The following is a 26,683-nucleotide window of genomic DNA, read 5'->3' as shown; positions in this document are numbered from 1 at the left end:
TCCTCAGATGATCGGGCGCAGGCCTGGTTCGTCGCGCTTGCGGAAAAGGCTTTTCGTCTTCGGATCCACGAAGATCAAGTAGACGGCAAACAGGAGCGCGATGATGGCTGCCGCGTTCCGCGCCAGGGTCAGGGCAAGGCCGAGATCCTCGCTCTGAAGATAGGGAAACACATCCAGTTGGTCCGAGATGGCGTAGACCATGAAGAACGACACCACGAAGTAGACAGCCTTCACCTGCCAGTCATTGCGTATGCCGGTAACCGCAAATAACGGAATCAACCACACGACGTACCACGACTGGATCATCGGGGCCAACAGGACGATCGCCGCAAAGGCCAGGGTGAGCCGGCGCATCAGGCGGTCGTGTTCTCCCCGGAAGACCTGCCAGGCGATGGCTCCCACCATCAGCACTTTGCCGGCGTCGTAAACCCACTTCGCCATGCCCCAGCCGTCAAGTCCAAATACATTGAAGATCGAGGCGACAACCAAGCCGATCAAACCGATGGGCGCATACCAAATCCAGACGCTCCCGGGGGCAGACAGGCCCTTCACCCATCCAAACCCAAACCCGTTGACCAGGCTCATGGCGTACAGGAGGCCAAAGGTCAGGGCTGCTGTCAGGAACCAGAAAAGGATCTTGCGCGGCCATGACGCACCCTTGCCCGCCCAAAGCAAGCCGATAAAGGGCAGGAAGACCACCGTAATTGGCTTGACCGAAATGGAGAGTGTCACCAGCACCAAGCCCAGGACCACCCGGCGGGTGGCGCAGTAGTACAGACCTGCCAAGGCCAGCCCGATCATGAGCGCGTCATTGTGGACACTGGCGATGAAATTGGTGAGAAAGAGGGGGTTGGCGGCCGTCAACCATAGTGCACGGTGCGGATTGACACCGTGGAGTTCTGCCAGCTTGGGCACGTAGATGATGCAGAGTATGACGCCGGCAACCGCCACAAGCCTGAACAGCATGATGCAAGCCTCTGGTTGGACATTGGTCACCCAAACAACGAATTGTTCGATCCAGAGGAAGAACTGGCCGTAGGGAACGGGAGCTTCCGTCCACATCTTGTCGGCGCCCAATTGGAAGTAGTTCGGGAGGGCGGAAATCCCATTCTCGTAGGGATTCATCCCCTCAACCATGAGTCTGCCTTGCCCGATGTAGGCGTAAACGTCCCTGCTGAACAGCGGGACAGTGAACATCATGGGCAGTCCCCAGGCCACCACAGCCTGCAACGTGGCCTTGCGGGCTTGGAGTCCCCAGACCCGGACACGCTGCCCCAGACGCAGCCAAGCCCGGACCAGCAGCATGCCTCCAACAGCAAGCAGGACGATGGACAGCGCGACGCCCACACCTTCGGTACGCATCCAGATGAAAAGCGGAAGCCGGCGAAGTTCAGACACCGGTGCGAGCCAGCCAACGCCCAGCGAGCCGAAGACAAGAAACATCGAGCCAATGAAACCGGCGATCAGCGGGGACCTGGCGTTATCCACTTCGTTGGCAGCAGCATCCGCGGGCGGCGCTTCTTTCCCTGCCTTCTGGGCGGCGGGTACAGGCACCGTCATGTGGTCTTCATCCAATCGTTTGCCCGTTGCGTTCCGGGACAGAAATCTGAATCTCTGGGGCTGTCCACGACAGGAAGAAAGGACACTGCCGTGCTCAAAAATCCTACCATCGGAGCACTTGGAACCGCCTGAAGGATAGGCTAGGCGCGTGCCTATTACTAATGAACGCATCGTCTGGATTGACTGCGAAATGACCGGCCTGGACCTCAAGAACGACGCCCTGATCGAGGTTGCGGCGCTCGTGACGGACTCGGAGCTCAACATACTGGGCGATGGCGTGGACGTCGTCATCAAGCCCGACGACGCAGCGCTGGAGCAAATGAACGACTTCGTTCGTGACATGCACACGCGCTCCAAACTCCTTGACGAACTCCCCCACGGCAAGACGATGGCCGAGGCCGAGGCGCAGGTGCTTGAGTACATCGAGAAGTGGGTTCCGGACCCACGCAAGGCCCCGTTGGGAGGCAACTCGGTGGGCACGGACAGGATGTTCCTGGCCAGGGACATGCCGAACATTGTGGAGCACCTCCACTATCGCGTGATCGATGTCAGTACCATCAAGGAACTCTCGCGCCGCTGGTTCCCGCGGGCCTACTTCCAGTCGCCCGCCAAGCATGGCGGACATCGCGCACTGGGCGACATCAAGGATTCCATCGACGAGCTCCGCTACTACAGGCAGGCCGTTTTTGTACCCGCCCCTGGTCCTGACACTGCTACCGCCCAGCGCATCTCCAAGGACATCACGGCCACTGCTGAGACTCTGAGTTCAACAGAGACTATGTGATCTGCGCCATTTTTGAAGGTTTTTTCGTCGAAACCGGCAAAAGTGGACTTTTCACCCCAAAACAGCAGGTAAGCTATTTGTCGTTGCCTTCACGGAATGCCGGTCATACGGACTTACCGAAAAAGGCACATGGTGGGCGTAGCTCAGTTGGCAGAGCGCCTGGTTGTGGTCCAGGAGGTCGCGGGTTCAACCCCCGTCGCTCACCCCGCCGAGATTGGCTTAGAAGCCGGTTTCCACAAAGGCCGCACCGGTTATCCGGTGCGGCCTTTGTTTTGTTTTGGCCCGACCAAGGAAGAGCTGACATGACCGTCCTCCCTGTGACCATTTGGGGCGAACCCGTTTTGCATCGTCGGGCAACTGAAGTCGAAGTATTCGATGACGATCTCCGAAAACTCATCGCGGACATGTTCGAAACCAATGAAGCCGCGAACGGAGTGGGTCTCGCCGCACCCCAGGTTGGAGTCGGGAAGCGCATCTTTGTGTATAAGTACACCAACGACGACGACGCCCCGGATCAAGGCGTTCTGGTCAATCCCGTGTTGACGCTCTCAAAGATCTCCGGAGCCCTCCCGGACCCGGAAGAGCACGTTGAAGGCTGCCTGTCCTTCCCCGGAGAGCACTACCCTCTGCAGCGCGCTGAATGGGCCCGCGTGCAAGGCTTTGACGGTGACGGGAAACCGGTGGATTTCGAGGCTACAGGCTGGTTCGCTCGAGTCATGCAACACGAGTACGACCATTTGGACGGCAAGCTTTACGTCAACCGCCTTGTGGACCGATATGCCCGGAAGGCAATGAAGCAGGCCAAGAAGAACGGTTGGGGCGTTCCCGGATTGACATGGATGCCTGGCGTCGACCCCGATCCTTTCGGACACTGATTTCGATGACCCAAGCGCCCCATGCAGAATTGTTCGAGCTCCTGGACATTACCGGCGAGGACGCCATGGAATGCGCCGCGCTCTTGGACGGAAACCCCAGTGGCAACGTCTTGGAAGCATTGGAGCTGCTGCAGCAACGGCTTGGCACTTTTCCGGCCGACAGTATTTCGGCCGACGCAGTTTCGCCCAGGCAGCCTGGGGAGAGTGTCTGGGTCGAGGCGCTGCTCCGCTTCGCACCCAGAGTCCACTCATACCATTTGGAACTGGGAATCAGCGCCGACGTGTCAGCAGCCACCCTCGCGGACGTGGGGCTCCAGCTCCGCATCAACCGCCGCGTTCATGGACGTTTCGGCCTGGACACCTGGGGCTGGCTGACGTTGCATATGGCAGGGAATCTGTTCCGGCTCGGCCGGTTGCAATTTCATTTGATCCGGAGCCCTCGTGACGACGGGCCTGAGGGCAACGTGGCGTACGCATCCGATTGGGTCTTGGGTATCCACATTCCCGAGGACGGAGGCCTCTCCCCCGCCCTGGTAGACGCCAGCTTTGACGAGGCACGTTCGTTCTTTCCGCACTATTTCCCGGACAAGCCAGCCACTGTGGCCACGTGCGAGTCCTGGATGCTGGATCCCTACCTGGTTAAAAGGCTTCCAAACAGCAACATCGCATCCTTCGCCCGCCGTTTCACACTGGACAGGTGCACCGATGCGCCCACTGATGCGGTTTATTTCACGTTTCGGCACCGGGGGCTTGAGGGCCTGGACCGGCTACCGCGGGAGACCTCCCTTCAGCGCGTTGTCCTGGAGAGAATCGACGACGGCGGTACCTGGCAACTGGGACACGGTCACCTGGCACTGTAAATGGTTTGCTGATCCGGACAGGAAGAGAGGACGCGCATCATGGCGTCCTTCTCCGCCTGGGTGACCCAGAGCTTGTAGGCTGCCTTGACGGAGATCTGCCGTGCTACGTAGTGACACCGGAAGTTCTTGTTCGGCGGCAGCCAAGTGGCGGCGTCGCCTGCGCCCTTCTTCACATTCTCGGCGCCATCAGCCGCAATCAGGTTCAACGGATCATTTGCCAGCCTTTGGCGTTGCTGCACCGTTAATTGCTTGGCACCCTTCTGCCATGCGTCGGCCAAAGCCACAATGTGGTCGATCTGAACATCAGCGCTGGTGTCCTGACCTCGGCGGAAGGTCACGTGCGCACCCGTGTAGGGTTCCTGGAACTCTCCAGTGGCAACCCTGCATGAGGAGCCGCTGGTGAACTCCACGGACGACAGGTCCCTGCGCAAGATGTCGTTCCTGGTGTCGCATCCGTTTCGATCGGCATCCAGCCATGCCTGGCCGAATGCGGTTCGCTCATAGTCTTCCTGGGATGCCCGTCCCTTAACTTCCAGCTGTGCGAGTGCCGCGCTTGCCTTCTCCGCGGGAACGGCCTCGATCCCGGCAATGGGTTTCATCCAAGCGGGATTAAAGACCGGCGCATCACTGGGACCGGAGACCCATGGCTCGGCTGCGTTGAACTGGCCTGTGGTGAAGAACCAAGACAGGCCTGCCGCGAGGGTTGCGGCTACTAATCCTAGAATGGCCCAAGCTTGGCGTGATCGTCTGCGCGCGCGTTTGTAGGCAGACCAGGTGATACTCAAGGGGCTCCGTCCAGTCGGGGTGGGTGGTGTCCTACGAGCGTAGGACACGGCACCGACAGTCAGAGCCGATATTCACAGTGTGTAGGAGAAGTCACACTGCAGTGTGGGGAACTTCCCCGGGTTACTGCTCGCGCATAACGCGTTGGAGGTCTTCAGCAGCCACCTCCAGCAGCGTGCGCAATTGCTGGACGCGCTCGTCGCTGACGTCCCCCGCGGCGTTTGCTGCAATGGCGTGGTCCAGCAGTTTCTGTGCCTGCTTGTGGTTGGCCCGTGCTACATCCAGCGCATGTTCCAGCGTTGTCTCGTGTTCCAAAGTTGATTCATTTTCCATGAACCCATTTTGGTCAGGTTTCCCGGCTGATACCAGTAACTCAGCCGGGAAACCCGTGAATACTTCCGGCTTAGGCGTTCGCTGCCTCAAGCACTGCAATAGGCGCCACGATGTCGCGGGCAGGGAAGGACGGCGGGTTTACGCCGGCCATTTCCTCCATGACACGGACTACCTGGCAGGAGTAGCCGAATTCGTTGTCGTACCAAACGTAGAGAACGAGGTTCTTGTCGTTGGAAATAGTGGCCAGGCCATCAACGATGCCTGCCCGGCGGGAACCGACGAAGTCGGTGGAGACAACGTCCGGAGAGTCGATGTAGTCGATCTGCTTGCGCAACTGCGAGTGCAGCGACATTTCGCGGAGGTAGTCGTTAACCTCATCGCGCGTGGTGCCCTTGGCAAGGTTGAGGTTGAGGATCGCCATGGACACATCCGGGGTAGGTACGCGGATCGCGTTGCCGGTGAGCTTGCCCTGGAGTTCCGGAAGCGCCTTGGCAACAGCCTTGGCTGCACCCGTCTCCGTGATAACCATGTTCAGGGCCGCCGAACGGCCGCGGCGATCGCCCTTGTGGAAGTTGTCGATCAGGTTTTGGTCGTTCGTGAACGAGTGCACCGTTTCAACGTGGCCGTGGATGATACCGAATTTGTCGTTGATGGCCTTCAGCACCGGCGTGATGGCGTTGGTTGTGCACGACGCAGCCGTGACGATCTTGTCGTCATCGGAGATGTCGGACTGGTTGATTCCGTGGACGATGTTCTTCAGATCGCCCTTGCCCGGCGCCGTCAGCAGGACGCGCGCAACACCCTTGCTTTGCAGGTGCTGGGACAGGCCCTCAGCATCGCGCCAACGCCCGGTGTTGTCCACTACCAGGGCATCCTCGATGCCATAGGCGGTGTAGTCCACGGTTGCGGGGTTGTCGGAGTAGATGACCTGGATCTGAACACCGTTGGCGGTGATGGTGTTGGCTTCTTCGTCCACGCGAATGGTTCCTTCAAAGGAACCGTGTACGGAGTCGCGGCGCAGGAGGCTGGCGCGCTTGACGAGGTCGTTCTCGGCGCCCTTGCGGACGACGATGGCACGCAGCCGCAGGCCATGCCCGCCACCGGCTTTTTCAATCAGGATGCGGGCCAGGAGGCGGCCGATGCGGCCGAAGCCGTACAGCACGACGTCGGTGCTGGTGCGGTCATCAGCGCCACGCTTTCCGACGATTTCGGCGAGCTCAGACCGCAGGAACTCATCCAAGGAGGTGCCGTGGCCCTCGACGCGGAACTTCTCCGTGAGACGGGCAATGTCGATCGCAGCCGCGCCGAGTTCCAGCTCAGCAAGCGCGTTCAACAGGGGTGCAGTTTCTTCGAGCAGGAGCTCGGTGTTGCTCATCCGGCGCGCAAAGCGGTGGGCCTTCAGGATGTTCATGGTCGACTTGTTGATCAGGCTCCGGCCGTGGATGCTCGTGACCACGTTGTTTTCCCGGTACAACCGGCCGATTACCGGAATCATGGCCTCGGCGAGAGCCTCCCGGCCCATCCACTTATCAAGACAAGAATCTGACGTCTGGCTCACAGAACTACCTTCCTTGGGTCAACCACATACGTCCTCGTATGCAGATGGCGGCCGCCCGGAGTAATCCTGCGGCACGAGCACTGGCCGGGCTTCGGTCCGCCCACAGCGCCTTGAACGATTGCAAAGAAAAGACCGCCGGCTGCGAACGCAGTCCCGGCGGCAGAACATCTACGTTCATAACAAGTCTAAGGCGGAAGGGTGCCCTCTTGGGCGCCGGGGAGCGTGAAATCACTCACATGGCAGTCACAATGTAGTCACATGCTTGGGACCTCAGTGGCAAATGTGTGGATGGGTTGACCGATACGCCGGGTTCTGTCATCCCTTGCCGTTGCCGGCAAAGGAGTGGCGGCCATCCATCTACGAACGCCGTTGCCGGCGCCCTCCAGCAGCCTACCCGGACACTCGGGCGAGCAGCCCTCAAACGTGTCCTGTCTGGCCTTGCTCCGGGTGGGGTTTACCTAGCCTCCCCGGTCACCCAGGGAGCTGGTGGTCTCTTACACCACCGTTTCACCCTTACCTGCCGTGTGCTGATGCAAGCATCACCACACGCAGGCGGTCTGTTTTCTGTGGCACTGGCCTGCGGGTTACCCCGAGTGGGCGTTACCCACCACCCTGCTCTGCGGAGCCCGGACGTTCCTCGAGCCACTTGCGTGACGCGCGACCGCCTGGTCAACCCATCCGCCGTACAGTCTACCGGCGTCGAGGGTTGCCTCCGTCCCCGGTAATATCGTCTGGTGCTGATTCTGCTGCCGCCTTCCGAAGGCAAGACCCCCGCCGTCAAAGGTCCCGCCGTCGAATGGGAGTCGCTCAGCTTTCCGGAGCTCAACCCGTACCGCGCCAAGGTCCTGGAATCGTTGGGCACGGTTAGCGCGCACGAGGACGCCCTGGCATTGCTTGGCGTCGGCGCCTCGCTGAAGGACGACGTCGAACGTAATACCCGGCTGCATGCGGAACCAGCGGCGCCGGCCCACCAGGTCTACTCCGGAGTCCTGTATGACGCGCTCGGCTTTAATTCCATGACGCCGGCCCAACGACGCAAGGCAACCGAATCGATTTTGGTGGTTTCGGCATTATGGGGTGCCATCGGTTTTGGTGACCATGTGCCGGCTTACCGGCTTTCCATGGGAACGGCACTGCCCGACGTCGGACGCCTCGCCTCGTTCTGGAAGCCGAACCTGAATGCGGCCCTCGCCGAACGGGCTGAAGGAGAATTGCTGGTTGATTGCCGCTCCAGCACGTATGCAGCTGCGTGGGCTCCACCAGCACCGCAAACCGTGACGGTGAATGTTTTCAACGAGGCAAACGGCAAGCGCACGGTGGTCAGCCACTTCGCCAAACACACGCGGGGTGAGTTTGCCAGGCATCTGCTGACCAGGCGTGGCAAGGCGCCCGCAACACCTGATCAACTGCTGAAAGCGGCCACGGAGGTCTGGATGGCGGAACTCGTTTCCGGCACGGCCCGCAAGCCACACGCCCTGAATATCATTCTGGGCAGCTAGGTCAGTTCCACTCCGCCGAACGGACCAGGATGCATCCGGAGTCCGGGCAGAAAACGATGTCGTCGTCAGCCGCAGCCTTGACTTCAGCGAGGTCGCCGGGGCTGAGCATCATGCCTGAACCTTCCGATTTACCGTGAAAGAGCCTGGCGGCGCCCACGCCGCGCTTGGCGATCGTCTTCTCATAGACTGCAAGCATTCCGGCGTCGAGGGCCTCCGCGAACGCGGCACGTTGCCCGCGGACCAGGGTTTCCTCGGCGGCGATTTCAGCAATCGCCTCATCCAATTCTGCGCGGATGCCGGCAAATGAACCCTGGATGTCATCCACGATGGTCTGTTGCGCGGCCTGGCGCTCCCGCAGGGTGTCTAAACGCTCCAGGATTTCAAGCTCAACGTCCTCAAGGTCCGAGCGGCGTTTGTTAAGGGATGCGATGTCACTCTGAAGCGCCACCAGGTCCTTGGAGAGACCGGTTCCGCTGTTGAGCCTGGCCTCGTCACGTTCGATGCGGGAGGTGACCTGCTCCACGTCCGCTTCGGAACGACGCAGTTCGGCTTCGGCGTCGTGCACCGCCATCTTGGCGGCGCCAAGTTCACCATTGGCTACATTCAGTGCATCCTGCAGGTCAGCTATCCGTGGATCTGTTTCCAGCACCTTCCGGCGGCCGGCCAACGATTTGAGCTTGGCGTCCAGTCCCTGCAGTTCAAGCAATTTCAGTTGTTCTGCCGGTGCTGCTTTCGCCACGCTTACCTCCGCTTGTGTCGCTTCCGGAGCTGGGAATCAGTTCCGGATGGACGGCCACTGTTGAGTGGGTTCGTCCGTGTCTTCTAGACTCTAGTCCCCGCCGGGAGTGAGTATGAAGTCCCAGGGATCGCTATTGGTGCTGCTCACGCGGATCTCGACGTCGTAGCCCTGATCTGTAAGTACATTGCCGAGCGCTTCAGCGGCTACGGGCAGCCACAGCCATTCACTGGCAAAATGCGAAACGTCAATGAGGTAGGGACGGCCGTTGACGGCGCCTTCCCGCGCTTCCGACGCCGGGTGGTGCCGCATGTCGGCCGTCACGTACACATCCGCATGGCTGGCCCTGACGGCATCGAACAAGCTGTCCCCAGCGCCACCACAGACGGCGACGCGCCGTAGCAGACCGTCCTTGTCACCGGCCACGCGGACCCCTCCGGCCACCGCGGGGAGCATCCCAAAGACGCGGGCAGCGAAATCGCCAAGAGTCATGAGCTCAGGAAGATCACCAACCCGGCCAATGCCTTCCTCGGGCAAGCCATTGGCGGCAGGAGTAAGCGGAGCAACGTTCTCCAGGCCAAAGGCGTCCGCCAATACGTCGGATACGCCGCCGACTGCGGAGTCACCGTTGGTGTGGACCGTCAGGAGTCCGGTGCCCGCTTCGATCAGCCGATGCACCGCCAAGCCCTTGGCCGAGGTAGCGGCGACGGAGTTCACGCCTTTGAGCAGCAGCGGATGATGGGTTATCAAGAGCCCGGCACCCCACTCAATGGCCTCGTCGATGACAGCAAGGGTGGGATCCACAGCAAACAGGATCTTGGTGACGGGTGTGTTGGGGCGTCCAACTACGAGGCCCACCTCGTCCCAATCCTCAGCCAAGGACTCCGGCCAGAGTTCCTCAACAGCAAGCAACACCTGGCCAAGGGTTGGGTCTCCGCTCGCTTCCACTGTCCCGGCGTCGTCGCCGGAATCCGCATCAGAAATGGCGGTGTCTACTGCTTCCATACTCTTATTCTTACCTACTGGGCCGGATGGGGCAGTCTTGGTTGCTGCCGTACCTGCCCAGCGGCGTTATTCTCCCGTAAGGTATTGCGGGAATCATCAGGCCCTCCAATCCATTGAAGAGATCATGAAAACTTTTGTACTTGGTGGTGGATGCTTCTGGTGCCTTGATGCCGTCTATCAGAAAACCCGCGGCGTCAGTTCCGTGGTCTCCGGCTATACGGGTGGCCATGTCCGAAACCCTGACTACTATGACGTTTGCTCGGGAACGACCGGCCATGCAGAGGTAGTTGCGGTGACATTCGACGAAACCGTGGTGCCGGAGGAAGTCATTCTTGACATGTTCTTCGCGCTGCACGACCCCACCACGCTGAACCGGCAGGGCTACGACACAGGTACCCAATACCGTTCGTCAATGTTCTACACCACGACGGAGGAAAAGATCCTCTTCGAAGAAGCCATCGAGCGCGCGCAAGCACTCTGGGCCAATCCGATTGTGACGGAAGTGAGCCGGCTACCCGAGTTCTATGAGGCAGAGGAAGTCCATCAGAACTACTACGCCAAATTCCCGTACCAGGGCTATTGCCAGGTCATCATCAATCCAAAACTGGCCAAAGCGCGGAAATATTACTCTGCATGGCTAACTGCTTAGCAGGGTTTCGATGCGGCTGGTTAGGCTGACCTCAGCATTCCCTCTTCAGAGATAGGCATAATCTTCATGGCAAGGATCTACGACGACGTCACCCAGCTGGTCGGCCGCACTCCGCTGGTCCGTTTGAACCGGCTGACCGAAGGCCTTGAGGCCACCGTTGCGGTCAAGCTTGAGTTCTACAACCCGGCCAACAGCGTGAAGGACCGCATCGGCGTGGCCATCATTGACGCCGCCGAAAAGTCCGGCGCCCTGAAGCCGGGCGGAACAATTGTGGAAGGCACCTCCGGTAACACCGGAATCGCGCTGGCCCTTGTTGGTGCCGCGCGAGGCTACAAGGTCATCCTGACCATGCCTGAGACCATGTCCACCGAACGTCGTGTCATGCTTCGCGCTTACGGTGCAGAGATCGTCCTGACTCCCGGTTCCGAAGGCATGCGCGGCGCCGTTGAAAAGGCCCAGGAAATTGTTGCCAACACGGAGAACTCCATCTGGGCTCAGCAGTTCGCCAACCCGGCCAACCCGGAGATCCACCGCAACACCACTGCCGAGGAAATCTGGGCGGACACCGACGGCGAAGTAGACATCTTTGTTGGCGGCATCGGAACCGGCGGTACCGTGACCGGCGTCGGGCAGGTCCTTAAGGAGCGCAAGCCCGAGGTCCAGATCATTGCCGTTGAGCCCAAGGACTCCCCCATTCTTAATGGCGGCAGCCCGGGTCCCCACAAGATCCAGGGCCTGGGCGCCAACTTCGTCCCGGAGGTCCTGGACACCAACGTCTACGACGAAGTTCTCGACGTTACCCTTGAGGACTCGGTTGCCACCGCTCGCGCCCTGGGTTCCAAGGAAGGCGTCCTCGCCGGCATCTCCGGCGGTGCCGCAGTATGGGGTGCGCTGGAAGTCGCCAAGCGCCCGGAGAACAAGGGCAAGCTCATCGTCGTGATCGTGCCGGACTTCGGAGAGCGTTACATCTCCACTGTCCTCTTTGACGATATCCGCGGCTAACACTTCGCCCACTAGCATTCATTTCCTGTAGAAAGGTCTTTGTGAGCTTCTTCGCAAGGCTTAAGGAAGACCTCGACGCCGCCCGGTCACATGACCCGGCGGCTCGAGGTTCTTTTGAGAACTTTTTCGCCTACTCCGGCCTGCACGCCATCTGGGCACACCGCGTGACCCACCGGCTCTGGCAAAACCCGGCCCTTCGTTTTCCCGCCCGCCTGATTTCCCAGTTGGCGAGGTTCCTGACGGGCATCGAAATCCATCCCGGCGCCACCATCGGCCGGCGTTTCTTCATCGACCACGGCATGGGCGTCGTTATCGGTGAAACTGCTGAAATCGGCGAGGACGTCATGATCTACCACGGCGTGACACTCGGCGGCCGCTCCCTGGCCAAGGTCAAGCGTCATCCCACCATCGGGGATCGTGTGACCATCGGCGCAGGCGCCAAGGTCCTGGGTCCCATCACGATCGGTGCAGACAGCGCAATCGGTGCGAACGCCGTAGTGGTCAAGAACGCTCCCCCGGAGTCGATCATCACGGGCATTCCGGCGACATGGCGGCACCGCGACGCGAAGTCCGAAACCAAGCCGGCGGTTGACCCGGCTGAGTACTACATCGAATACCGGATCTAGCTGAGCTAGCCAGTAAACCTCTTGTAGGAGTTCCACAGCACGGCGTCAAAGACGCGGTCAGGAAGAACCCTCCGTAAGGCCAGGACGCTCCAGGCTCCCCTACCCACCGGGTAGCGGGTCTTGGGGCGTTTTGCCGTTGACGCGCGAACTATTGCCTTGGCCACTACCCTCGGAGGCGTAGATATCAGCTGGCCGGATGTTGACGCCAAGGCTGCTGCCATGACGTGGGCCTGCCCTTTGTATGGACCTCTAGCGGACGCCGATAACAGGCCTTCCCCGGCAATGGTGCCCCATTCGGTGTCCGTTCCGGCGGGCTCGATGAGGACGACGTCGATGCCGTGCGGTTTCAACTCAAGCCGCAAGGAATCACTCATTCCCTCGACTGCGAATTTGGTCCCGTGGTACCAAGCGCCCAGGGGCTCATAAATCTTTCCGCCGATGGACGAGACGTTGATGATCCGGCCAGAACCCGCATCCCGCATCCTGGGAATGACGAGTTGCGTCATCCTCGCCAAACCCATCACGTTCACCTCGAACTGGCGCCTGCCTTCGGCCAAGGGAACCTCTTCCAGGGAGCCGTAGGAGCCGTACCCTGCGTTGTTCACCAGGACATCTATGTGCCCGTGTGCTGCTTCAACAAGCGCCACAGCTGAGGCCATGGAGTCCTCGATGGTGACATCCAAGTGCATGACGGTGATTCCCTGCGCCTTAAGTGGATGCATCTTCTCCACCCGACGCGCGCCGGCGTAGACAATGAAACCTGCGGACCTCAGGGCGCGCGCCGTCTCAAAACCAATGCCGGTAGACGCCCCCGTGACGAAAGCGATGCGTTCGGTCATGGCATTGGCTCCTTGGCTCGTGGCACCCGCGCGATGGCCCAGTACCCGTTCCGACACGGCAAAGGCCGGCTCCTCCCAGCGTATCTGGGAAGAACCGGCCTTGCTGAGGAACCTTAGTGGGTGTCGACTGCCGAGATTTCGGACTTGTCTTCGCCCCACAGCGTGTGGAACGTACCTTCGGCATCAACGCGGCCGTAGGTGTGCGCACCGAAGAGGTCGCGCTGTCCCTGGATCAGCGCAGCAGCAACGCGCTTGCGACGCAGGCCGTCGTAGTATGCCAGCGAGGAGGAGAACACCGGTACCGGAATGCCGAGCTGGACAGCGGTGGCTACAACGCGGCGCCAGGCCGGGAGGGCCTCAGCGATGGCCTTGGTGAAAGCCGGCGCGAACAGGAGGTTGGCAGGCTTCTCCTCGGAAGCGTAGGCCTTGGTGATGTCCTTGAGGAGTTCTGCGCGGATGATGCAACCTGCACGCCACAGCGAGGCGATCTCGTCCAGCTTGAGGTCCCAGCCGTATTCCTTGGCAGCGGAGGTCAGCATGTCCAGGCCCTGGGCGTAGGAAACCAACTTGGAGGCGTACAGCGCCTGGCGTACGTCCTCAACGAACGTCTCAGGGATCTCCACGGAGGCTTCTTCGCCAGCCAGCAGTTCCTGGCCAAGCTTGCGCTGCTCGGCCTGTGAGGACAGTGCGCGGGCGAAAACGGACTCTGCGATGCCGGAGACCGGGGAGCCGAGTTCCAGGGCGGAGATGACCGTCCAGCGTCCGGTTCCCTTCTGGCCTGCGGCATCCACGACGACGTCAACGAACGGCTTGCCGGTCTTGGCGTCAATATGGCCGAGGACCTCGGCGGAGATTTCGATCAGGAAGGAGGACAGATCGCCCTTGTTCCACTCAGCGAAAATCTTGGACTGCTCGGCGGGCTCAATGCCGGCGCCGGAGCGGAGGAGATCGAATGCTTCACCGATGACCTGCATGTCGGCGTATTCGATGCCGTTGTGGACCATCTTGACGAAGTGGCCGGCACCGTCGGTGCCGATCCAGGCGCAGCAAGGTTCGCCGTCGACCTTTGCGGCAATCTTCTCCAGCAGCGGGCCGAGGGCGTCATAGGACTCCCTGGAGCCACCGGGCATGATGGAGGGACCGTTCAAGGCGCCTTCTTCGCCACCGGAAACACCGACGCCGACGAAGTGCAGGTCCTTCTTGGCCAGCGCGGCTTCGCGGCGGCGGGTGTCCTCGTAGTGCGAGTTACCGGCATCGATGATGATGTCGCCGGCTTCGAGCAGCGGTTCGAGCTGCTCGATGACGTTGTCCACGGGAGCGCCCGCCTTGACCATGATCAGGACACGGCGGGGCTTTTCGAGGGAGTCGACGAGTTCCTGCAGCGTTTCCGTGCGGATGAAGTCGCCGTCCGTGCCGTGCTTTTCCAGCAGGGCGTCGGTCTTTTCCACGGAGCGGTTGTGGAGAGCCACAGTGAAGCCGTTGCGGGCCAGGTTGCGGGCCAGGTTGGCGCCCATCACCGCAAGGCCGGTGACACCGATGTGTGCTGACATCAAAACTCCAATTCGATCGTGTACAAACAGTCCTGCGGACACGCAGGAAGCGATTTCATAACCAGGGGCTGTAATAAACCATACGTATTTAAGCCATGAGCGGGAAAGCGGCGCCCACGTTTTGGAACGGCGCCGCGTCATAAACAGTCTATGATGTGCGGGACTTCCGCACGGCGCCAAGCGGCATCGGATGCTACACGCGGAACGTGTTCGCCCCACTATGCTTACCTCTATGTCAACCAGCCTCCACCACCGAGCCGTAGAGCATCTGGGAACCCGGATTGTGGGCGGCGCCCTTCCCACCGGCCACGTCATGCTGGCCGAACATTTGGAAGACGAGCTCAACGTTTCGCGCTCGGTGGTCCGTGAGGCCGTCCGCGTCCTGCAGTCGTTGGGCCTGGTGGAGACCATCAAGCGTGTGGGAATCCGCGTCCTCCCGGCCCATCGTTGGAATCCCTTTGATCCGTTGGTCATTCGCTGGCGCCTGGCTGGGGAAGGCCGTGGCGCCCAACTGAGGTCGCTCGCTGAGCTGCGTTCCGCCGTCGAGCCTGTTGCTGCGGAGCTCGCAGCTGGGAACGCTCCGGAAACCCTTCGCCGGGAACTCGTGGATATTTCGCTGGCCATGAAGGAAGCCGGCGACGCCGGAGACATGCCACGGTTCCTTGACCTCGACATCCGCTTCCATGCACTGGTGCTGTCCGGCTCTGGAAACGAGATGTTTGCCAATCTGATTGGCCAGGTTACAGAGACCCTGACCGGACGTACGGTGCACGGACTTATGCCGGAGCACCCCCAGAAGCAGGCGCTGCAGTGGCATATTGACGTCGCGCACGCCATCGACGCTGGCGATGGTCAGCAGGCCAGGGATGCGGCCGGAAAAATAATGCGCCAAACGATCGCGGAGCTGGCCCCCAGCTGGAACGACCAGCCCCGCGTCTTCGTACCGGTGGCGAAAAACTAATCCTGGAAGTTCAGCAGGACTTTGCCGGATTGGGCTGAGTTCCTGGCTACGTCGAATGCCTCAAGTCCATGGGCGAGGTCGTACTCGTGCGTTATCACGGGGTCCACGAACAGGGACCCGTCGGCCAGTGCTGCGATGACGTCGTCGATTTCGTTGTTGAAGCGGAAGGATCCCAAGAGTTCCAGTTCGCGGGTGATGGCCAGGGAGATAAAGACCGGTTGCGGGCCCGAGGGCAGCAGCCCCACCATGACCACTTTCCCGCCCCGGGTTGCGCCCTTGATCGCCGAAGCCAGACCGTAGTGGCTGCCTGAGGACTCGATAACGACGTCGGCCTCCACCGCCGCGATGGCCTCCGCGTCGTCGCCCTTCAGGACGGTGTCGGCACCCACGGCGCGTGCTATTTCCAGTGGCTTGTCATGCATATCGACCGCCACAATCCGGGAGGCGCCGGCGCGTTTGAGGACCGCGACCGCGAGGGCACCGATCGGGCCGCTGCCGATCACCAGGGCCGTCTTTCCGGCCACGTCACCGGCCCGGGCGACCGCGTGCCAGGCGACGCTGGCCGGTTCCACCAACGCCGCGGTCCGCAGATCCAGAGTCTCCGGCAGGGCCCGCAACATCCGCGAGGGCAGGTTTGCGTACCGGCTGAACGCCCCGTCCGTGTGCGGATAGCGGGCCGCGCTGCCCAGGTACGTGCAGCCGGGTGAAAGGTTGGGCCGGTCCGCCGGGTAGCGGGCGCCTCCCGGGGCCGGAGTGGCCGGGTGTACGGCCACCGAGGTGCCGGCCACCGGGCCGCTGCCGTCAGCTGCCTGCTGGAGAACGGTGCCAACAATTTCGTGGCCCAGGACCATCGGGGCCTTCAGGACCGATTCCCCCGCGGCGCCGTGCAACCAGTAGTGCAGGTCCGAGCCGCAGATCCCGCCGTAGGCGATCTCCACGATCGATTCATCCGGCGCCGGAGCCTTCAACGCAACGTCCTCGATCCGCAGGTCCCCCTTGCCGTGGGCAACCACCGCAGGACCGGAGCCGGGAAGATTGATGCCCATCAGACCACCACCGTCATTCCGCCATCAACGAAGATCGTCTGGCCATTGACGAAATTGGACGCCTCCGACGCCAGCCACACAGCAGGCCCGGCAAGGTCAGCGACCGTCCCCCACCGGTGGGCAGGGGTCCTGCCCAGGATCCAGGAATTGAACGCCTCATCATCGACCAGGTTCTGCGTCATTTCGGTATGGATATACCCCGGCGCGATCCCGTTGATCTGCAACCCCGACGCAGCCCACTCCGCAGTCATCGCCCGGGTCAGGTTACGCAGCCCGCCCTTTGCCGCCACATACGGGGCAATCGTCGGGCGTGCAAGGTCCGTCTGGACCGAACAGATGTTGATGATCTTCCCCCTGCCCCTGGGAATCATGTGACGGGCCGCTTCCCGGCCCACCAGGAAAGCGCTCGTCAAATCCGTGCTGATCACCCGGTCCCAGTCCCTGACGTCCAGATCAAGCATGGGAACCCGGTGCTGGACCCCGGCATTGTTCACCAGGATCTCCAACGGACCAACATTGGCCTCGATCCACGCCACCCCCTCGGCAGCCGACACCGCATCCGTCACATCAAACGCCCGGCTGTGCACCCTCCCTGCAGGGAAGCCAGCCGCCATAGCGTCCCGTGAAGCTTCCAAACGCTCGGGATTGATCCCGTTCAATACCACCGTCGCACCAGCATCAGCCAAACCCCGCGCCAACGCGTTACCAATCCCCCGGCTCGAACCCGTCACCAACGCAACACGGCCGCTCAGATCAAACAATCCACTCATGTTTCTTTTGCATTCCTTCTTGTCTGGACAGGTCCTTTAGTTGGGGCCGGTACTCAATTGGCAGCCGAAGACATGGCAAGATTGGCTATCGCCTGGCGGACGACGGCGAGGTCCTGATCGCCAAGTCCTTGGCGTTTGAGTTCGCCGTAGAGCTGGATTGCCGCAGAGGCAATGGGTACCGGGGAGCCCACACTTTCGGCGCTTTGGACCACGAACGCCAAATCCTTGTGCATGAACTTGGCCGGCCCGGTGGGCGTATAGTCCTTGGCCGCCAAGCGTGGCCCGACAATCTCCAGCACCCGGCTTGCTGCCAGGCCTCCAGCGAGGACTTCATACAGGGCGGCAACATCCATTCCGGAGCGTTCGGCAAGTTCAGCAGCCTCCGCGAGTGCCGCCGTCGTGGTTCCGACAATCAGCTGGTTACACGCCTTGGCGAGCGAGCCCGACCCCAGCAGCCCCATGCGGCGGACCGTTGTTCCCATAGTTTCAAAGAGCGGCTGAAGCCGTTCAAAGTCCGCTTCGGACGCCCCTGCCATGATGGCCAAGGATCCGTTTTCGGCGCCTGTGGTGCCGCCGCTGACCGGGGCGTCCACCACCACGGCGTTCCCGCCGCTGGCCTGATGGACTCTTTCGCCGAAGCGTTGCACTTCCGTTGGAGAAACACTGCTCATAACCACGACGACGGTGCCCGGCTTCGGCGGTTCACTCCGCCAGGCGTCGAGCAAGTCTGTTGCGGCCTCTTCGATGAGCGGTAGATCCGGAAGCATAAAAACGATGGTTGGTTCGTCCCGGAGTCCGGCAACACTGCCCACCCGGTTGATGCTGGCAAGGCCTTCGAAAGCAGAGTCGGAACGGTTCCATGCCCTGACAACCCATCCTGCTTTAGCGATGTTGGCAGCCATGGGAGCCCCCATGAGGCCCAAGCCTACGAAACCCACACGTTTGCTGGTCATGTCGTGAAGAACCTCACTTCTTTGTGTGCATCAAAACGCAATCTGTTCAATATCCTAGCCTCCATTCAGTATGATGAACACCATGACGACTGATGAACTTATCATCGCGATCGCTGTGCCGCTCGAAGTTGAGCATGTGGAGCGCATTCGCGCCGTAGATCCCTCCGTAACTGTCCTGTACGAACCAGACCTCCTTCCGCCCGAGCGATTCCCGGCCGACCACAGTGGGGACCCGGATTTCAAGCGGACGCCGGAGCAGGAAGAGCGCTACTGGGCCATGCTCAACCGGGCCCAGATTCTGTACGGCTTCCCTAACGAAAGCCCGTCCGGCCTTGCCCGGATTGCCCGGAGCAATCCCCATCTTCAATGGATTCACGCCATGGCCGCTGGGGCTGGCGGAGCCGTCAAGGCTTCGGGCCTCGATACTGAGACGCTCCGAAAATTCCGCGTCACTACCTCTGCCGGAGTCCACGCCTTGCCGCTCGCGGAATTCTCCGCCTTTGGCATCCTTAACGGCTTCAAGCGCAGCGCCGACATGGCCCAGGACCAAGCGGCCAAGGTTTGGCCCCAATTGCGGACACCCACCAAGTTGGTCAACGGATCCAAGGTGGTCATAGCCGGGCTTGGCGAGATCGGCATGGAAACCGCACGAATCGCCCGCGCCCTGGGCATGAAGGTAAGCGGCACCAAACGTAACGTCGAGGCCATTGAAGGCATCGACGAGGTCACCAACAATGACGGCCTTGCGGCTCTGGTTGCCGACGCTGACGCCGTAGTGAACACACTTCCCGGCACTCCGTACACAGAGAAGCTGTTCAGCACCGAGATCTTCTCCGCAATGAAGCCGGGTAGCGTGTTCGTCAACGTTGGCCGTGGCACAGTGGTGGACGAGGACGCCCTTCTTGAGGCCCTCAACACCGGTCAGGTTGGCTATGCCTGCTTGGACGTCTTTGCAATAGAGCCGCTCCCGCAGGATAGCCCTCTGTGGAACCACCCCAAGGTACTGGTATCGCCGCACACGTCCGCACTTAGCTCGGCCGAAAACCGCCTCATCGCAGAGCGTTTTTGCAGCAACCTCCGTACATTCCTGGACGGTGGCGACCTTCCCCACCTGGTGGATCCGGTTCACTTCTACTAGGCCCCAGCAAGTCCTGATGCAAAAGGCTCCGACCCCAAAGGGGTCGGAGCCTTTTTTGTGCCAAAGTTTGGCGGCTACCGGCGTGCTACCTGGCGTCCTCAAGTGCAAGCAGGTCCCGTCCTGCTGTTTCAGGCGTAAAGAATGTCGTGATGAAGGAAATCAGGGCCAACACGAGCGAGTAGACCGCGAGGACAACCCAGGAGTTATGCGTGGCCGCCAGGAGGATGGCGCCGAGCAGGGGCACAAGGCCGCCTGCCAGCACCGCAGAGATTTCCCGGCTGAGCGCAACTCCGGTGAAGCGGTACTGGGAACCAAACAGTTCAGGTAGCAACGGGCACTGCGGGCCCAGCATGGACTGGACACCCAGCGCGATACCAACCACCATGACTACCCATACGAGCGTCACGTTTCCGAGAGTCACCAGATAGAACGCGGGGATGGCGAATACAGCCTGGAACAAGGCGCCATAGCGGTAAACCCGCACGCGGCCAAAGCGGTCAGACAGTGCTCCGAACGTCACCACCATGACGGCAGCGAATCCAGCGGCAATCAGAAGTCCCACAGGGCCAATGAATTTGTCTCCAGGGAAGACACCTTCCTTGACCGACATGAAGGAGATCAGCAAGGCCGAATAGATGGAGGAATTGCCGTTCTCTCCCATACGGAGTCCTATACCAACCAGCACGTTCCTTCTGGAGTGCTTCCAAAGTTGGCCGACAGGGTTCTTGACCACATTCTTGTGCTTCTCCAATTCCTGGAATACCGGGGTTTCCTTCAACCTCAGGCGAATGAAGACGGCAACAATGATCAGGACGAAGCTGGCAAGGAATGGCACCCTCCAGAGCCATGCCTCGAAAGCATCCTTATCTGCCAACTGCAACAGTGCGAAGGTTCCGGCGCCCAAGAGGGTTCCGAGTTGAATGCCCACGAATGGGAGCGACGCGAAGTAGCCGCGACGCTTCGGCGGAGCGACTTCCGATATCAGGGTTGTGGCTCCAGCCTGTTCCGCCCCGGCACCCAAGCCCTGGATGATTCGCAAGGTCACCAGGAGTACAGCGCCGAGCATTCCGGCTTGCTCAAAGGTAGGGAGCAGGCCGATGGCAAAGCTTGCGAGGCCCATCATGCCAATTGTCAGCAAGAGGACCATTTTGCGGCCAAACCTGTCTCCGATGAATCCGAAGAAAATACCGCCGAACGGCCGGGCCGCAAATCCCACGCCATAGGTGGCAAAGGATGCGATCAAAGCCCCGCTCTCCCCCAAAGGTTTGAAGAACAAGGGGCCAAAGATCAAGGCCGAGGCCAGGCCATAGATGTAGAAATCGTAGTACTCCAGGGCAGAACCCACGGAGCTGGCCAGCGTCGCCCTGCGAAGCTGTTCCGGCTCAACCACTGAATCGTCAGCCTCAGCTGCGAGCTTTGCATTAGTACGAGTTGTCACAAGCACTCCCTCAAAATCACCCCAGGCCCCCGTTGGCCCGACGAGATAGTGATGGCATCACCGCCAAGATCACTATGATGAACAGCGTACAGCTTGATGAACACGCTGCCAAGATTGAAATCAGATTTATTCAAAACCCGACGAATGTGACGTGCAGCACGGCATTAACCCATCGGATTCCCCAAGGAACGGGCCAGGTCCTTGAGTTCCTTCACCATGAGCGCACCCTGCTCCTCTGAATAAGTAGCCTTCAATGCGGTAACAGAAAGTCCCAGGCTAGGACCATGTGCTCCGTGGGTGGGCACGGGAACGGCGAGGCAAACCACGCCGACCGTGGATTCTTCGTCCTCAAAGGCAAAACCTTGCTTGCGGATCGTGGCGATCTGCGCCTTCAGTTCCTCGGCCGTGCGAAGCGAATTCGGCGTCATGACCGGAAGTTCCATGCCATCCGGGAACATGGCGTCGATGTCGTGATCATGCAATTGCGCCAGGAGCGCCTTTCCTACGCTGCAGAGGGAGACGGGCATCTTGTCGCCTATGTTGGACGTCAGTCGAACTGCAGGATGACCCTCATAACGCGCCAGGTAAATGACGTGGTCCCCGTCCAGCATGGCGATGCGGACAGTTTCTCCGGACAGGGTGGGTGCTTGTTCACAGTATTTGTAGAACTCCTGCACTTCGTCCAAACGGCTCAAGTAGGCTGCACCCAGCTCCACGAGCTTTCGCCCCAAGCCAAAGTCCGCGCCCTGCCTGGTAATAAGCCGCGCTTCTTCCAGCGCCAGCAGCAGATTGGACGTGGAAGACTTAGGGATTCCCAACTCCCTAGACAGATCACTAAGGGTGAGGCGGCCCGACGGCGATTCTGCCAATGCTTCCAGAACGGCCGCTGCGCGGGTCACCGCAGGCGCTGGCGATGAGGCGCCCAGTCCTTCGGAGCGGGCAATGCGGGAATCGGCCATGATTCTCCTTCGTCATATCAAACCGGACGTCGCGTCGAACCGGCTGTTCAATCAGCTGAACACTACCCATCATAGTGTGACTGCCTGCTCTGCTGCCGGGAGGAATGGGGACTTTGCCGACACACAAGGCCTCAAGGCGGGCTTTACTTTCCAAACCGAAAAGTTCGCTGTATATTCATTTTCGAGCTCTCCACCGCGGCATCCCCCAATAGTCGTGGTGGAGAGCTCATCCATTTCCCGGCGCGAATCCTACGCAGCCGCCCGCTCGTCGCCACGCAGGTACCAGCCCCCACCGCTTCCGTCCCGCACGAGTTCCCAGGTTGCCAGGCTGGATCTGGCGTTGGTTCCCAGCCGCACTTGGACTTGCAGGACCTCAACATCCACGCGGCCCTGCCCCCGGGGCATTCTCTTGGAGCTCTCCCACCACGGCACCCTCTCGAACCATCGGAACGGCTCTTCGGCAATCTGCCATTCCCGGCCGCTCCGGACCACTGTAGTTGCCGTGCCGCCCCCTGTAGTGCGGATGTATACCTGTTCCATGAGCCAGACACTAGGGGCGGGCACTGACTTTTTGCGTCAGGTACTTTTCGGGAAAAGGAAAACCCCGCCATTCCGAACCGTTGCGGCCCAGGATGGCGGGGTTTCTTGGTGGGTCCTACCGGGATCGAACCGATGACATCCACGGTGTAAACGTGGCGCTCTACCAGCTGAGCTAAAGACCCAAAGTTCAGTTTCAGTGCCTTAGCGCTTCAACCAACGAACAATGACTCTACATGATCACTCGGGCGAAACACCAATCGAGTCCCCCTCTTCAGAAAGGTCGGGCAAATTCCGCGCGAGATAATCCAGGGCGCCGCTTACTCCCACTTCAAGTTTCAGGGCGGCAAATTCATCACCTCGCGTGGATCCCCTGTTGATGATGACCACCGGCTTGCTTGCCTTCGCCGCATGGCGCACGAACCTCAACCCACTCATCACAGTGAGCGAGGAGCCGGCAACCAAGAGAGCTTCTCCTGCGTCCACCATGGCATACGCCCGTTCGACGCGGGTTTTTGGAACATTTTCGCCAAAGTAGACGAAGTCAGGCTTCAGCGTGCCGCCGCAGACAGGACAAACTGCCACCACGAATGACTTTATAAGCTCTGGATCTTCCACGGTGGCATCGGCGTCTGGTGCCATCTCCACCACGCCCGCCTCAAGCGCTGCTGCTACGAACCCCGGATTCAGCTCCTCAAGGATGGCGGCGAGCAGCCTTCTGGAAAAAATGTGTCCGTTCTCAAGGCAAATCACCTGATCGAAGCGCCCATGCAGATCCACTACATTAGTGCTCCCGGCGTCCTCGTGGAGCCTGTCGACGTTTTGGGTGATGAGTCCGGTCAGCAGGCCCCGCCGTTCCATGAGGGCGACGGCGGCGTGGCCGGCATTTGGATCAGCATGCCGCAGGTGGGACCAGCCGATATGGTTCCGGGCCCAATACCGCCGTCGATTGGCAGCACTGCCGATGAATTCCTGATAGGTCATGGGGCTCCGTGGCGCTGAACCAGGCCCCCGATAGTCAGGAATTCCCGAATCGGTGCTCAGTCCGGCACCGGTGAGCATGGCCAGCCGCTTGCCGCCAAGGATGTCCACGGCCTCCTGCAACGCCGTCTCGGCTCCGGCCTCCAAAGTGGCACGGGTAGCCGGCTCCATGCTGGCGAAGCCGGTCATGCCAACACCGGGCCGCACTTGGTTCACCCCTGCTGCACTCTCAATTCAGAGAGCGCCTGGCGGTAGCCTGCGAGGTCCCTCGCCTGTCCCCGGGGATTGACCACCACATACCGGATCAATCCTTCGGCATCAATGATGAACGTTCCCCTAAGAGCCATCCCACTCTGGGTATCAAAGACACCGTAAGCCTGTGCCACAGCTCCATGTGGCCAGAAATCAGCCAAAAGATCGAACTCGTAGCGTTCTTGCTCCGCATACGCGCGCAAAGCAAATTTGCTGTCCACGGAGATCGCCAAGACCGTGGCGTTCGAGTCTTCGAAAGCGCCGATATTGTCGCGAATCTCACACAGTTCTCCAGTGCAGATGCCGGAGAACGCGAACGGATAGAACACCACCACAACGTTGCGACCCCTGAAATCCGATAAACGGACGGGCTCGCCATATTGATTCAGCAGTTCAAAGTCAGGCGCTACCTCTCCGACGCTGGGAACGAGTACGGGGGCCGGCGCTTGCTGGACTTCCGTCACTTGTTCTTCTTCGGCACCAAGCGGGTGGCGCTCCAGTCCTTGGATACCCCGGCAGAAGTGGTCAGGTGCAGCCCCGACGTGGGCGCCGCGTCCTGGATGTCCGCCGGAGAGACGTAGTTGTCGCGGCCGGATTTGGGGGTCAGAACCCACACCACGCCGCCCTCTTTCAAGGTGGTGAGCGAATCCATCAGAGCATCGACCAGGTCACCATCGCCGTCCCGCCACCAGCAAATAACAGCGTCTACGACGTCGTGATCATCTTCATCCAACAGCTCAGAGCCCGTGACATCTTCAATGTCGTCACGCAAGTCGAAATCGACGTCGTCGTCGTAGCCGCGTTCCTGAATCAGATCCCCGTCTTTGAAACCCAATCTTTCCGCCACATTTACCGATGTGGCGGCGTCGGCCTCGCTCACGTTTCCTCCTTTTGAAGTGACTTCCATTACTAACAGCCAACACCCTTTGGGCGTGTGCTTCAAGCCATTGTCCCTGCGATGACGCATATTCCGCACTACCTAGGGTGTTTCGAAGCTGTGACAATCGCGTGGCGTCCGTCACGGAGAGCGCCAAGGTGTGACATACAACGCCCCTGAAGCCCCACGGCTACGCATCCCAGCGCTGTCAAAGCTAGAGTGGCCATGAGCGCTTTGGCTGCAGGGCGATCGCCCCGAGGAATTCTACTGGGCAGCCATGCGCTCACAAGACCTGCCCGGCGCATCCGACCGGGCTGTTGAAACCGAGATGTCGCACACGACGCGTTCATGACGGGCAGTTACCCTGCCAGACCTGAGGCGCCGATGCATGCGCCTAAAGGAAGGTTGGACGTGGCTGCAGGAGAAGAGACCTCACACATCCTCAGCGGGTTGACTGCCCAGCTGCCTGATCGTGATCCGGAAGAGACCGCGGAGTGGATTGAGTCCCTTGATGCGTTGATCGCGGAGCAGGGCACGGAGCGTGCCCAGTACATTATGCGTTCGTTGTTGCAGCGTGCTGGTGCCCGGTCGGTGGGTGTGCCGATGGTGACGACCACTGATTATGTGAACACGATCCCGGTGGACCAGGAAGCGGAGTTCCCCGGGAACGAGGAGTTCGAGCGCCGGTACCGTGCGTACATGCGCTGGAACGCCGCGGTCATGGTCCACCGTGCGCAGCGGTCCGATATCGGGGTGGGTGGGCATATTTCCACCTACGCGGGCGCGGCGACCTTGTACGAGGTCGGGTTCAACCATTTCTTCCGCGGCAAGGACCACCCCTCGGGCGGGGACCAGGTGTTCTTCCAGGGACACGCGTCCCCGGGCATGTACGCCAGGGCGTTCATGGAAGGCCGCCTCTCGGAAGCGGACCTGGACGGGTTCCGCCAGGAAAAGTCCAAGGAAGGCCACGCCCTCTCCTCGTACCCGCACCCCAGGTTGATGCCGGACTTCTGGGAATTCCCGACCGTGTCCATGGGCATCGGGCCGATGAACGCGATCTACCAGGCCCAGTCCAACCGGTACCTGCAGGGCCGGGGCATCAAGGACACCTCCGACCAGCAGGTCTGGGCGTTTTTGGGCGACGGGGAAATGGACGAGCCCGAGTCCCGCGGGTTGCTGCAGCTGGCAGCGAACGAGAACCTGGACAACCTGAACTTCGTGATCAACTGCAACCTCCAGCGCCTGGACGGGCCTGTGCGGGGCAACGGGAAGATCATGCAGGAACTCGAAGCGTTCTTCCGCGGCGCGGGCTGGAACGTGATCAAGGTCGTCTGGGGCCGGGAATGGGACTCCCTGCTGGAAAAGGACACCGACGGGGCGTTGGTGAAAATCATGAACGAAACCCCCGATGGTGACTACCAGACCTACAAGGCCGAGTCCGGCGGGTTCGTCCGGGACCACTTCTTCGGCAAGAACCCCCGCACCAAGGACATGGTCGCGGACCTGAGCGATGAACAGATCTGGGGCCTCAAACGCGGCGGGCACGATTACCGCAAGGTCTACGCCGCGTACAAGGCAGCGGTGGAGTTCAAGGGCAAACCCACCGTGATCCTGGCCAAAACCGTCAAGGGCTACGGCCTGGGCCCGCACTTCGAAGGCCGCAACGCGACCCACCAGATGAAAAAGCTGACCATGGAAGACCTCAAGGCCTTCCGTGACCACCTGCGCATCCCCATCACCGATGACCAGCTCGACGCGGACCTCTACCGGCCCCCGTACTACCACCCCGGCATGGACGCCCCGGAAATCAAATACCTCATGGAACGCCGGGCCGAACTTGGCGGGTTCGTCCCCGAACGCCGCCGCACCCACACCCCCGTCACCCTGCCCGAGGCCAAGTCCTACGAAGTCGCCAAACGCGGATCGGGCAAACAACAAGCCGCGACCACCATGGCCTTCGTCCGGCTCCTGAAAGACCTCATGCGGGATAAGAACTTCGGTGCCCGGTTCGTGCCCGTCGTCCCGGATGAATCCCGCACCTTCGGCATGGACGCGTTCTTCCCCACCGCGAAAATCTACAACCCCAAGGGCCAGAACTACCTCTCCGTGGAC

Annotated in this window: 27 protein-coding genes, 2 tRNA genes and 1 other RNA gene; 11 read left to right on the top strand and 19 right to left on the bottom strand. The window is 60.8% G+C overall.

What is annotated here, in order from left to right; translation table 11 throughout:
- Positions 1–3 precede the first annotated feature (3 nt).
- Positions 4–1,560 carry a polyprenol phosphomannose-dependent alpha 1,6 mannosyltransferase MptB gene (gene mptB, locus KSW38_RS13585; RefSeq protein ID WP_216925459.1) on the bottom strand — a complete coding sequence of 519 codons (1,557 nt, stop codon included), beginning with the start codon at positions 1,558–1,560 and terminating at the stop codon, positions 4–6.
- A 148-nt stretch (positions 1,561–1,708) separates the two neighbouring features.
- Here mptB and orn point away from each other — a divergent pair, with 148 nt between their 5' ends.
- The 4 genes from orn (at position 1,709) to KSW38_RS13565 (ending at position 4,079) form a co-directional block, all read left to right on the top strand.
- Positions 1,709–2,344: an oligoribonuclease gene (orn, locus tag KSW38_RS13580; RefSeq protein ID WP_216925458.1), complete on the top strand. Its 636-nt coding sequence runs from the start codon at positions 1,709–1,711 to the stop codon at positions 2,342–2,344.
- 132 nt (positions 2,345–2,476) lie between these two features.
- Positions 2,477–2,549, top strand: a tRNA-His gene (locus KSW38_RS13575).
- A 97-nt stretch (positions 2,550–2,646) separates the two neighbouring features.
- Entirely contained in the window at positions 2,647–3,219 is a 573-nt protein-coding gene (gene def / locus KSW38_RS13570; RefSeq protein ID WP_216925457.1) for a peptide deformylase, read from the top strand.
- A 5-nt stretch (positions 3,220–3,224) separates the two neighbouring features.
- Complete coding sequence (locus KSW38_RS13565; protein ID WP_216925456.1) at positions 3,225–4,079, top strand: acyltransferase domain-containing protein; 855 nt, start codon at positions 3,225–3,227, stop codon at positions 4,077–4,079.
- Here the strand turns inward: KSW38_RS13565 and KSW38_RS13560 are convergent.
- The 4 genes from KSW38_RS13560 to rnpB form a co-directional block, all read right to left on the bottom strand.
- A complete protein-coding gene (locus KSW38_RS13560; protein WP_216925455.1) occupies positions 4,064–4,864 on the bottom strand; it encodes an HNH endonuclease family protein in 801 nt (266 codons plus the stop codon). The two genes, KSW38_RS13565 and KSW38_RS13560, sit on opposite strands and share 16 nt — an antisense overlap.
- A 121-nt stretch (positions 4,865–4,985) precedes the next feature.
- The gene (locus tag KSW38_RS13555) at positions 4,986–5,195 is read right to left on the bottom strand and encodes a hypothetical protein (protein ID WP_216925454.1); all 210 of its coding nucleotides are present in this window, start codon (positions 5,193–5,195) and stop codon (positions 4,986–4,988) included.
- Positions 5,196–5,265: 70 nt separating this feature from the next.
- Entirely contained in the window at positions 5,266–6,753 is a 1,488-nt protein-coding gene (locus KSW38_RS13550) for a glyceraldehyde-3-phosphate dehydrogenase (protein ID WP_216925453.1), read from the bottom strand.
- Positions 6,754–7,038: 285 nt separating this feature from the next.
- Positions 7,039–7,430, bottom strand: an RNA gene (gene rnpB / locus KSW38_RS13545) — RNase P RNA component class A.
- 57 nt (positions 7,431–7,487) lie between these two features.
- On the opposite strand from rnpB, the gene KSW38_RS13540 reads away from it, so the two are divergent.
- Positions 7,488–8,252: a YaaA family protein gene (locus tag KSW38_RS13540; protein ID WP_216925452.1), complete on the top strand. Its 765-nt coding sequence runs from the start codon at positions 7,488–7,490 to the stop codon at positions 8,250–8,252.
- A 1-nt stretch (position 8,253) separates the two neighbouring features.
- Here KSW38_RS13540 and KSW38_RS13535 read toward each other — a convergent pair whose 3' ends face one another.
- Together KSW38_RS13535 and KSW38_RS13530 are read right to left on the bottom strand one after the other, a co-directional pair.
- A complete protein-coding gene (locus KSW38_RS13535; RefSeq protein WP_216925451.1) occupies positions 8,254–8,991 on the bottom strand; it encodes a zinc ribbon domain-containing protein in 738 nt (245 codons plus the stop codon).
- 90 nt (positions 8,992–9,081) lie between these two features.
- Positions 9,082–9,993: a Nif3-like dinuclear metal center hexameric protein gene (locus KSW38_RS13530; protein ID WP_216925450.1), complete on the bottom strand. Its 912-nt coding sequence runs from the start codon at positions 9,991–9,993 to the stop codon at positions 9,082–9,084.
- 124 nt (positions 9,994–10,117) lie between these two features.
- On the opposite strand from KSW38_RS13530, the gene msrA reads away from it, so the two are divergent.
- From msrA to epsC, 3 genes are all read left to right on the top strand, one after another.
- Positions 10,118–10,642: a peptide-methionine (S)-S-oxide reductase MsrA gene (gene msrA / locus KSW38_RS13525; RefSeq protein ID WP_216925449.1), complete on the top strand. Its 525-nt coding sequence runs from the start codon at positions 10,118–10,120 to the stop codon at positions 10,640–10,642.
- A 66-nt stretch (positions 10,643–10,708) separates the two neighbouring features.
- On the top strand, positions 10,709–11,644 hold the full coding sequence (cysK, locus tag KSW38_RS13520) for a cysteine synthase A (RefSeq protein WP_216925448.1): 936 nt from the start codon (positions 10,709–10,711) through the stop codon (positions 11,642–11,644).
- 41 nt (positions 11,645–11,685) lie between these two features.
- Complete coding sequence (epsC, locus tag KSW38_RS13515; RefSeq protein WP_216925447.1) at positions 11,686–12,270, top strand: serine O-acetyltransferase EpsC; 585 nt, start codon at positions 11,686–11,688, stop codon at positions 12,268–12,270.
- Positions 12,271–12,275: 5 nt separating this feature from the next.
- Here the strand turns inward: epsC and KSW38_RS13510 are convergent, their stop codons facing one another.
- Together KSW38_RS13510 and gndA are read right to left on the bottom strand one after the other, a co-directional pair.
- Positions 12,276–13,109, bottom strand: a complete 834-nt coding sequence (locus KSW38_RS13510) for an oxidoreductase (RefSeq protein WP_216925446.1) — start codon at positions 13,107–13,109, stop codon at positions 12,276–12,278.
- A 113-nt stretch (positions 13,110–13,222) separates the two neighbouring features.
- Positions 13,223–14,659 carry an NADP-dependent phosphogluconate dehydrogenase gene (gene gndA, locus KSW38_RS13505; RefSeq protein ID WP_216925445.1) on the bottom strand — a complete coding sequence of 479 codons (1,437 nt, stop codon included), beginning with the start codon at positions 14,657–14,659 and terminating at the stop codon, positions 13,223–13,225.
- Between the two features lie 232 nt (positions 14,660–14,891).
- Here gndA and KSW38_RS13500 point away from each other — a divergent pair, with 232 nt between their 5' ends.
- Positions 14,892–15,620 (top strand): FadR/GntR family transcriptional regulator, encoded by a 729-nt coding sequence (locus KSW38_RS13500; RefSeq protein WP_216925444.1) that lies wholly within the window; start codon positions 14,892–14,894, stop codon positions 15,618–15,620.
- On the opposite strand, the gene KSW38_RS13495 is transcribed toward KSW38_RS13500, so the two are convergent.
- Genes KSW38_RS13495 through KSW38_RS13485 form a run of 3 tightly spaced genes read right to left on the bottom strand, consistent with a single transcriptional unit; the run spans position 15,617 to position 18,389 of the window.
- Positions 15,617–16,666: an L-idonate 5-dehydrogenase gene (locus KSW38_RS13495; protein WP_216925443.1), complete on the bottom strand. Its 1,050-nt coding sequence runs from the start codon at positions 16,664–16,666 to the stop codon at positions 15,617–15,619. The two genes, KSW38_RS13500 and KSW38_RS13495, sit on opposite strands and share 4 nt — an antisense overlap.
- Positions 16,666–17,436 (bottom strand): SDR family oxidoreductase, encoded by a 771-nt coding sequence (locus tag KSW38_RS13490; RefSeq protein ID WP_216925442.1) that lies wholly within the window; start codon positions 17,434–17,436, stop codon positions 16,666–16,668. The genes KSW38_RS13495 and KSW38_RS13490 overlap by 1 nt, the downstream gene beginning before the upstream one ends.
- 53 nt (positions 17,437–17,489) lie before the next feature.
- The gene (locus tag KSW38_RS13485) at positions 17,490–18,389 is read right to left on the bottom strand and encodes an NAD(P)-dependent oxidoreductase (RefSeq protein WP_216925441.1); all 900 of its coding nucleotides are present in this window, start codon (positions 18,387–18,389) and stop codon (positions 17,490–17,492) included.
- Between the two features lie 70 nt (positions 18,390–18,459).
- On the opposite strand from KSW38_RS13485, the gene KSW38_RS13480 reads away from it, so the two are divergent.
- Positions 18,460–19,527, top strand: a complete 1,068-nt coding sequence (locus KSW38_RS13480) for a D-2-hydroxyacid dehydrogenase (RefSeq protein ID WP_216925440.1) — start codon at positions 18,460–18,462, stop codon at positions 19,525–19,527.
- An 85-nt stretch (positions 19,528–19,612) separates the two neighbouring features.
- Here KSW38_RS13480 and KSW38_RS13475 read toward each other — a convergent pair whose 3' ends face one another.
- From KSW38_RS13475 to KSW38_RS13445, 7 genes are all read right to left on the bottom strand, one after another.
- Complete coding sequence (locus KSW38_RS13475) at positions 19,613–20,971, bottom strand: MFS transporter (protein ID WP_216925439.1); 1,359 nt, start codon at positions 20,969–20,971, stop codon at positions 19,613–19,615.
- A gap of 158 nt (positions 20,972–21,129) precedes the next feature.
- Positions 21,130–21,924, bottom strand: a complete 795-nt coding sequence (locus tag KSW38_RS13470) for an IclR family transcriptional regulator (protein WP_216925438.1) — start codon at positions 21,922–21,924, stop codon at positions 21,130–21,132.
- Between the two features lie 249 nt (positions 21,925–22,173).
- Positions 22,174–22,464 carry a tudor domain-containing protein gene (locus KSW38_RS13465; RefSeq protein ID WP_216925437.1) on the bottom strand — a complete coding sequence of 97 codons (291 nt, stop codon included), beginning with the start codon at positions 22,462–22,464 and terminating at the stop codon, positions 22,174–22,176.
- Between the two features lie 106 nt (positions 22,465–22,570).
- Positions 22,571–22,646, bottom strand: a tRNA-Val gene (locus tag KSW38_RS13460).
- 55 nt (positions 22,647–22,701) lie between these two features.
- Positions 22,702–23,631 (bottom strand): NAD-dependent protein deacetylase, encoded by a 930-nt coding sequence (locus tag KSW38_RS13455; RefSeq protein WP_254186486.1) that lies wholly within the window; start codon positions 23,629–23,631, stop codon positions 22,702–22,704.
- 23 nt (positions 23,632–23,654) lie between these two features.
- Positions 23,655–24,158: a peroxiredoxin gene (locus tag KSW38_RS13450; RefSeq protein ID WP_216925435.1), complete on the bottom strand. Its 504-nt coding sequence runs from the start codon at positions 24,156–24,158 to the stop codon at positions 23,655–23,657.
- Positions 24,155–24,574, bottom strand: a complete 420-nt coding sequence (locus KSW38_RS13445; protein ID WP_216925434.1) for a DUF3052 domain-containing protein — start codon at positions 24,572–24,574, stop codon at positions 24,155–24,157. Before KSW38_RS13445 ends, KSW38_RS13450 begins: the two co-directional genes overlap by 4 nt.
- A gap of 381 nt (positions 24,575–24,955) precedes the next feature.
- On the opposite strand from KSW38_RS13445, the gene aceE reads away from it, so the two are divergent.
- The coding region (gene aceE / locus KSW38_RS13440; protein WP_216925643.1) for a pyruvate dehydrogenase (acetyl-transferring), homodimeric type at positions 24,956–26,683 on the top strand (1,728 nt) is incomplete at its 3' end.

Source organism: Paenarthrobacter aromaticivorans, assembly GCF_019038615.1.
GTDB classification, from domain to species: Bacteria; Actinomycetota; Actinomycetes; order Actinomycetales; family Micrococcaceae; genus Arthrobacter; species Arthrobacter aromaticivorans.
The sequence above is the reverse complement of the archived record's forward strand: the minus strand, read 5'-3'. Positions and strand labels throughout refer to the sequence as shown.

Bases quoted from the DNA above. Each gene is read 5' to 3' on its own strand.
- mptB (WP_216925459.1), bottom strand. From the start codon at position 1,560: ATGACGGTGCCTGTACCCGCCGCCCAGAAGGCAGGGAAAGAAGCGCCG.
- def (WP_216925457.1), top strand. From the start codon at position 2,647: ATGACCGTCCTCCCTGTGACCATTTGGGGCGAACCCGTTTTGCATCGT.
- KSW38_RS13565 (WP_216925456.1), top strand. From the start codon at position 3,225: ATGACCCAAGCGCCCCATGCAGAATTGTTCGAGCTCCTGGACATTACC.
- KSW38_RS13555 (WP_216925454.1), bottom strand. From the start codon at position 5,195: ATGGAAAATGAATCAACTTTGGAACACGAGACAACGCTGGAACATGCG.
- KSW38_RS13530 (WP_216925450.1), bottom strand. From the start codon at position 9,993: ATGGAAGCAGTAGACACCGCCATTTCTGATGCGGATTCCGGCGACGAC.
- msrA (WP_216925449.1), top strand. From the start codon at position 10,118: ATGAAAACTTTTGTACTTGGTGGTGGATGCTTCTGGTGCCTTGATGCC.
- cysK (WP_216925448.1), top strand. From the start codon at position 10,709: ATGGCAAGGATCTACGACGACGTCACCCAGCTGGTCGGCCGCACTCCG.
- KSW38_RS13510 (WP_216925446.1), bottom strand. From the start codon at position 13,109: ATGACCGAACGCATCGCTTTCGTCACGGGGGCGTCTACCGGCATTGGT.
- gndA (WP_216925445.1), bottom strand. From the start codon at position 14,659: ATGTCAGCACACATCGGTGTCACCGGCCTTGCGGTGATGGGCGCCAAC.
- KSW38_RS13500 (WP_216925444.1), top strand. From the start codon at position 14,892: ATGTCAACCAGCCTCCACCACCGAGCCGTAGAGCATCTGGGAACCCGG.
- KSW38_RS13495 (WP_216925443.1), bottom strand. From the start codon at position 16,666: ATGGGCATCAATCTTCCCGGCTCCGGTCCTGCGGTGGTTGCCCACGGC.
- KSW38_RS13490 (WP_216925442.1), bottom strand. From the start codon at position 17,436: ATGAGTGGATTGTTTGATCTGAGCGGCCGTGTTGCGTTGGTGACGGGT.
- KSW38_RS13485 (WP_216925441.1), bottom strand. From the start codon at position 18,389: ATGACCAGCAAACGTGTGGGTTTCGTAGGCTTGGGCCTCATGGGGGCT.
- KSW38_RS13480 (WP_216925440.1), top strand. From the start codon at position 18,460: ATGATGAACACCATGACGACTGATGAACTTATCATCGCGATCGCTGTG.
- KSW38_RS13470 (WP_216925438.1), bottom strand. From the start codon at position 21,924: ATGGCCGATTCCCGCATTGCCCGCTCCGAAGGACTGGGCGCCTCATCG.
- KSW38_RS13465 (WP_216925437.1), bottom strand. From the start codon at position 22,464: ATGGAACAGGTATACATCCGCACTACAGGGGGCGGCACGGCAACTACA.
- KSW38_RS13455 (WP_254186486.1), bottom strand. From the start codon at position 23,631: ATGACCGGCTTCGCCAGCATGGAGCCGGCTACCCGTGCCACTTTGGAG.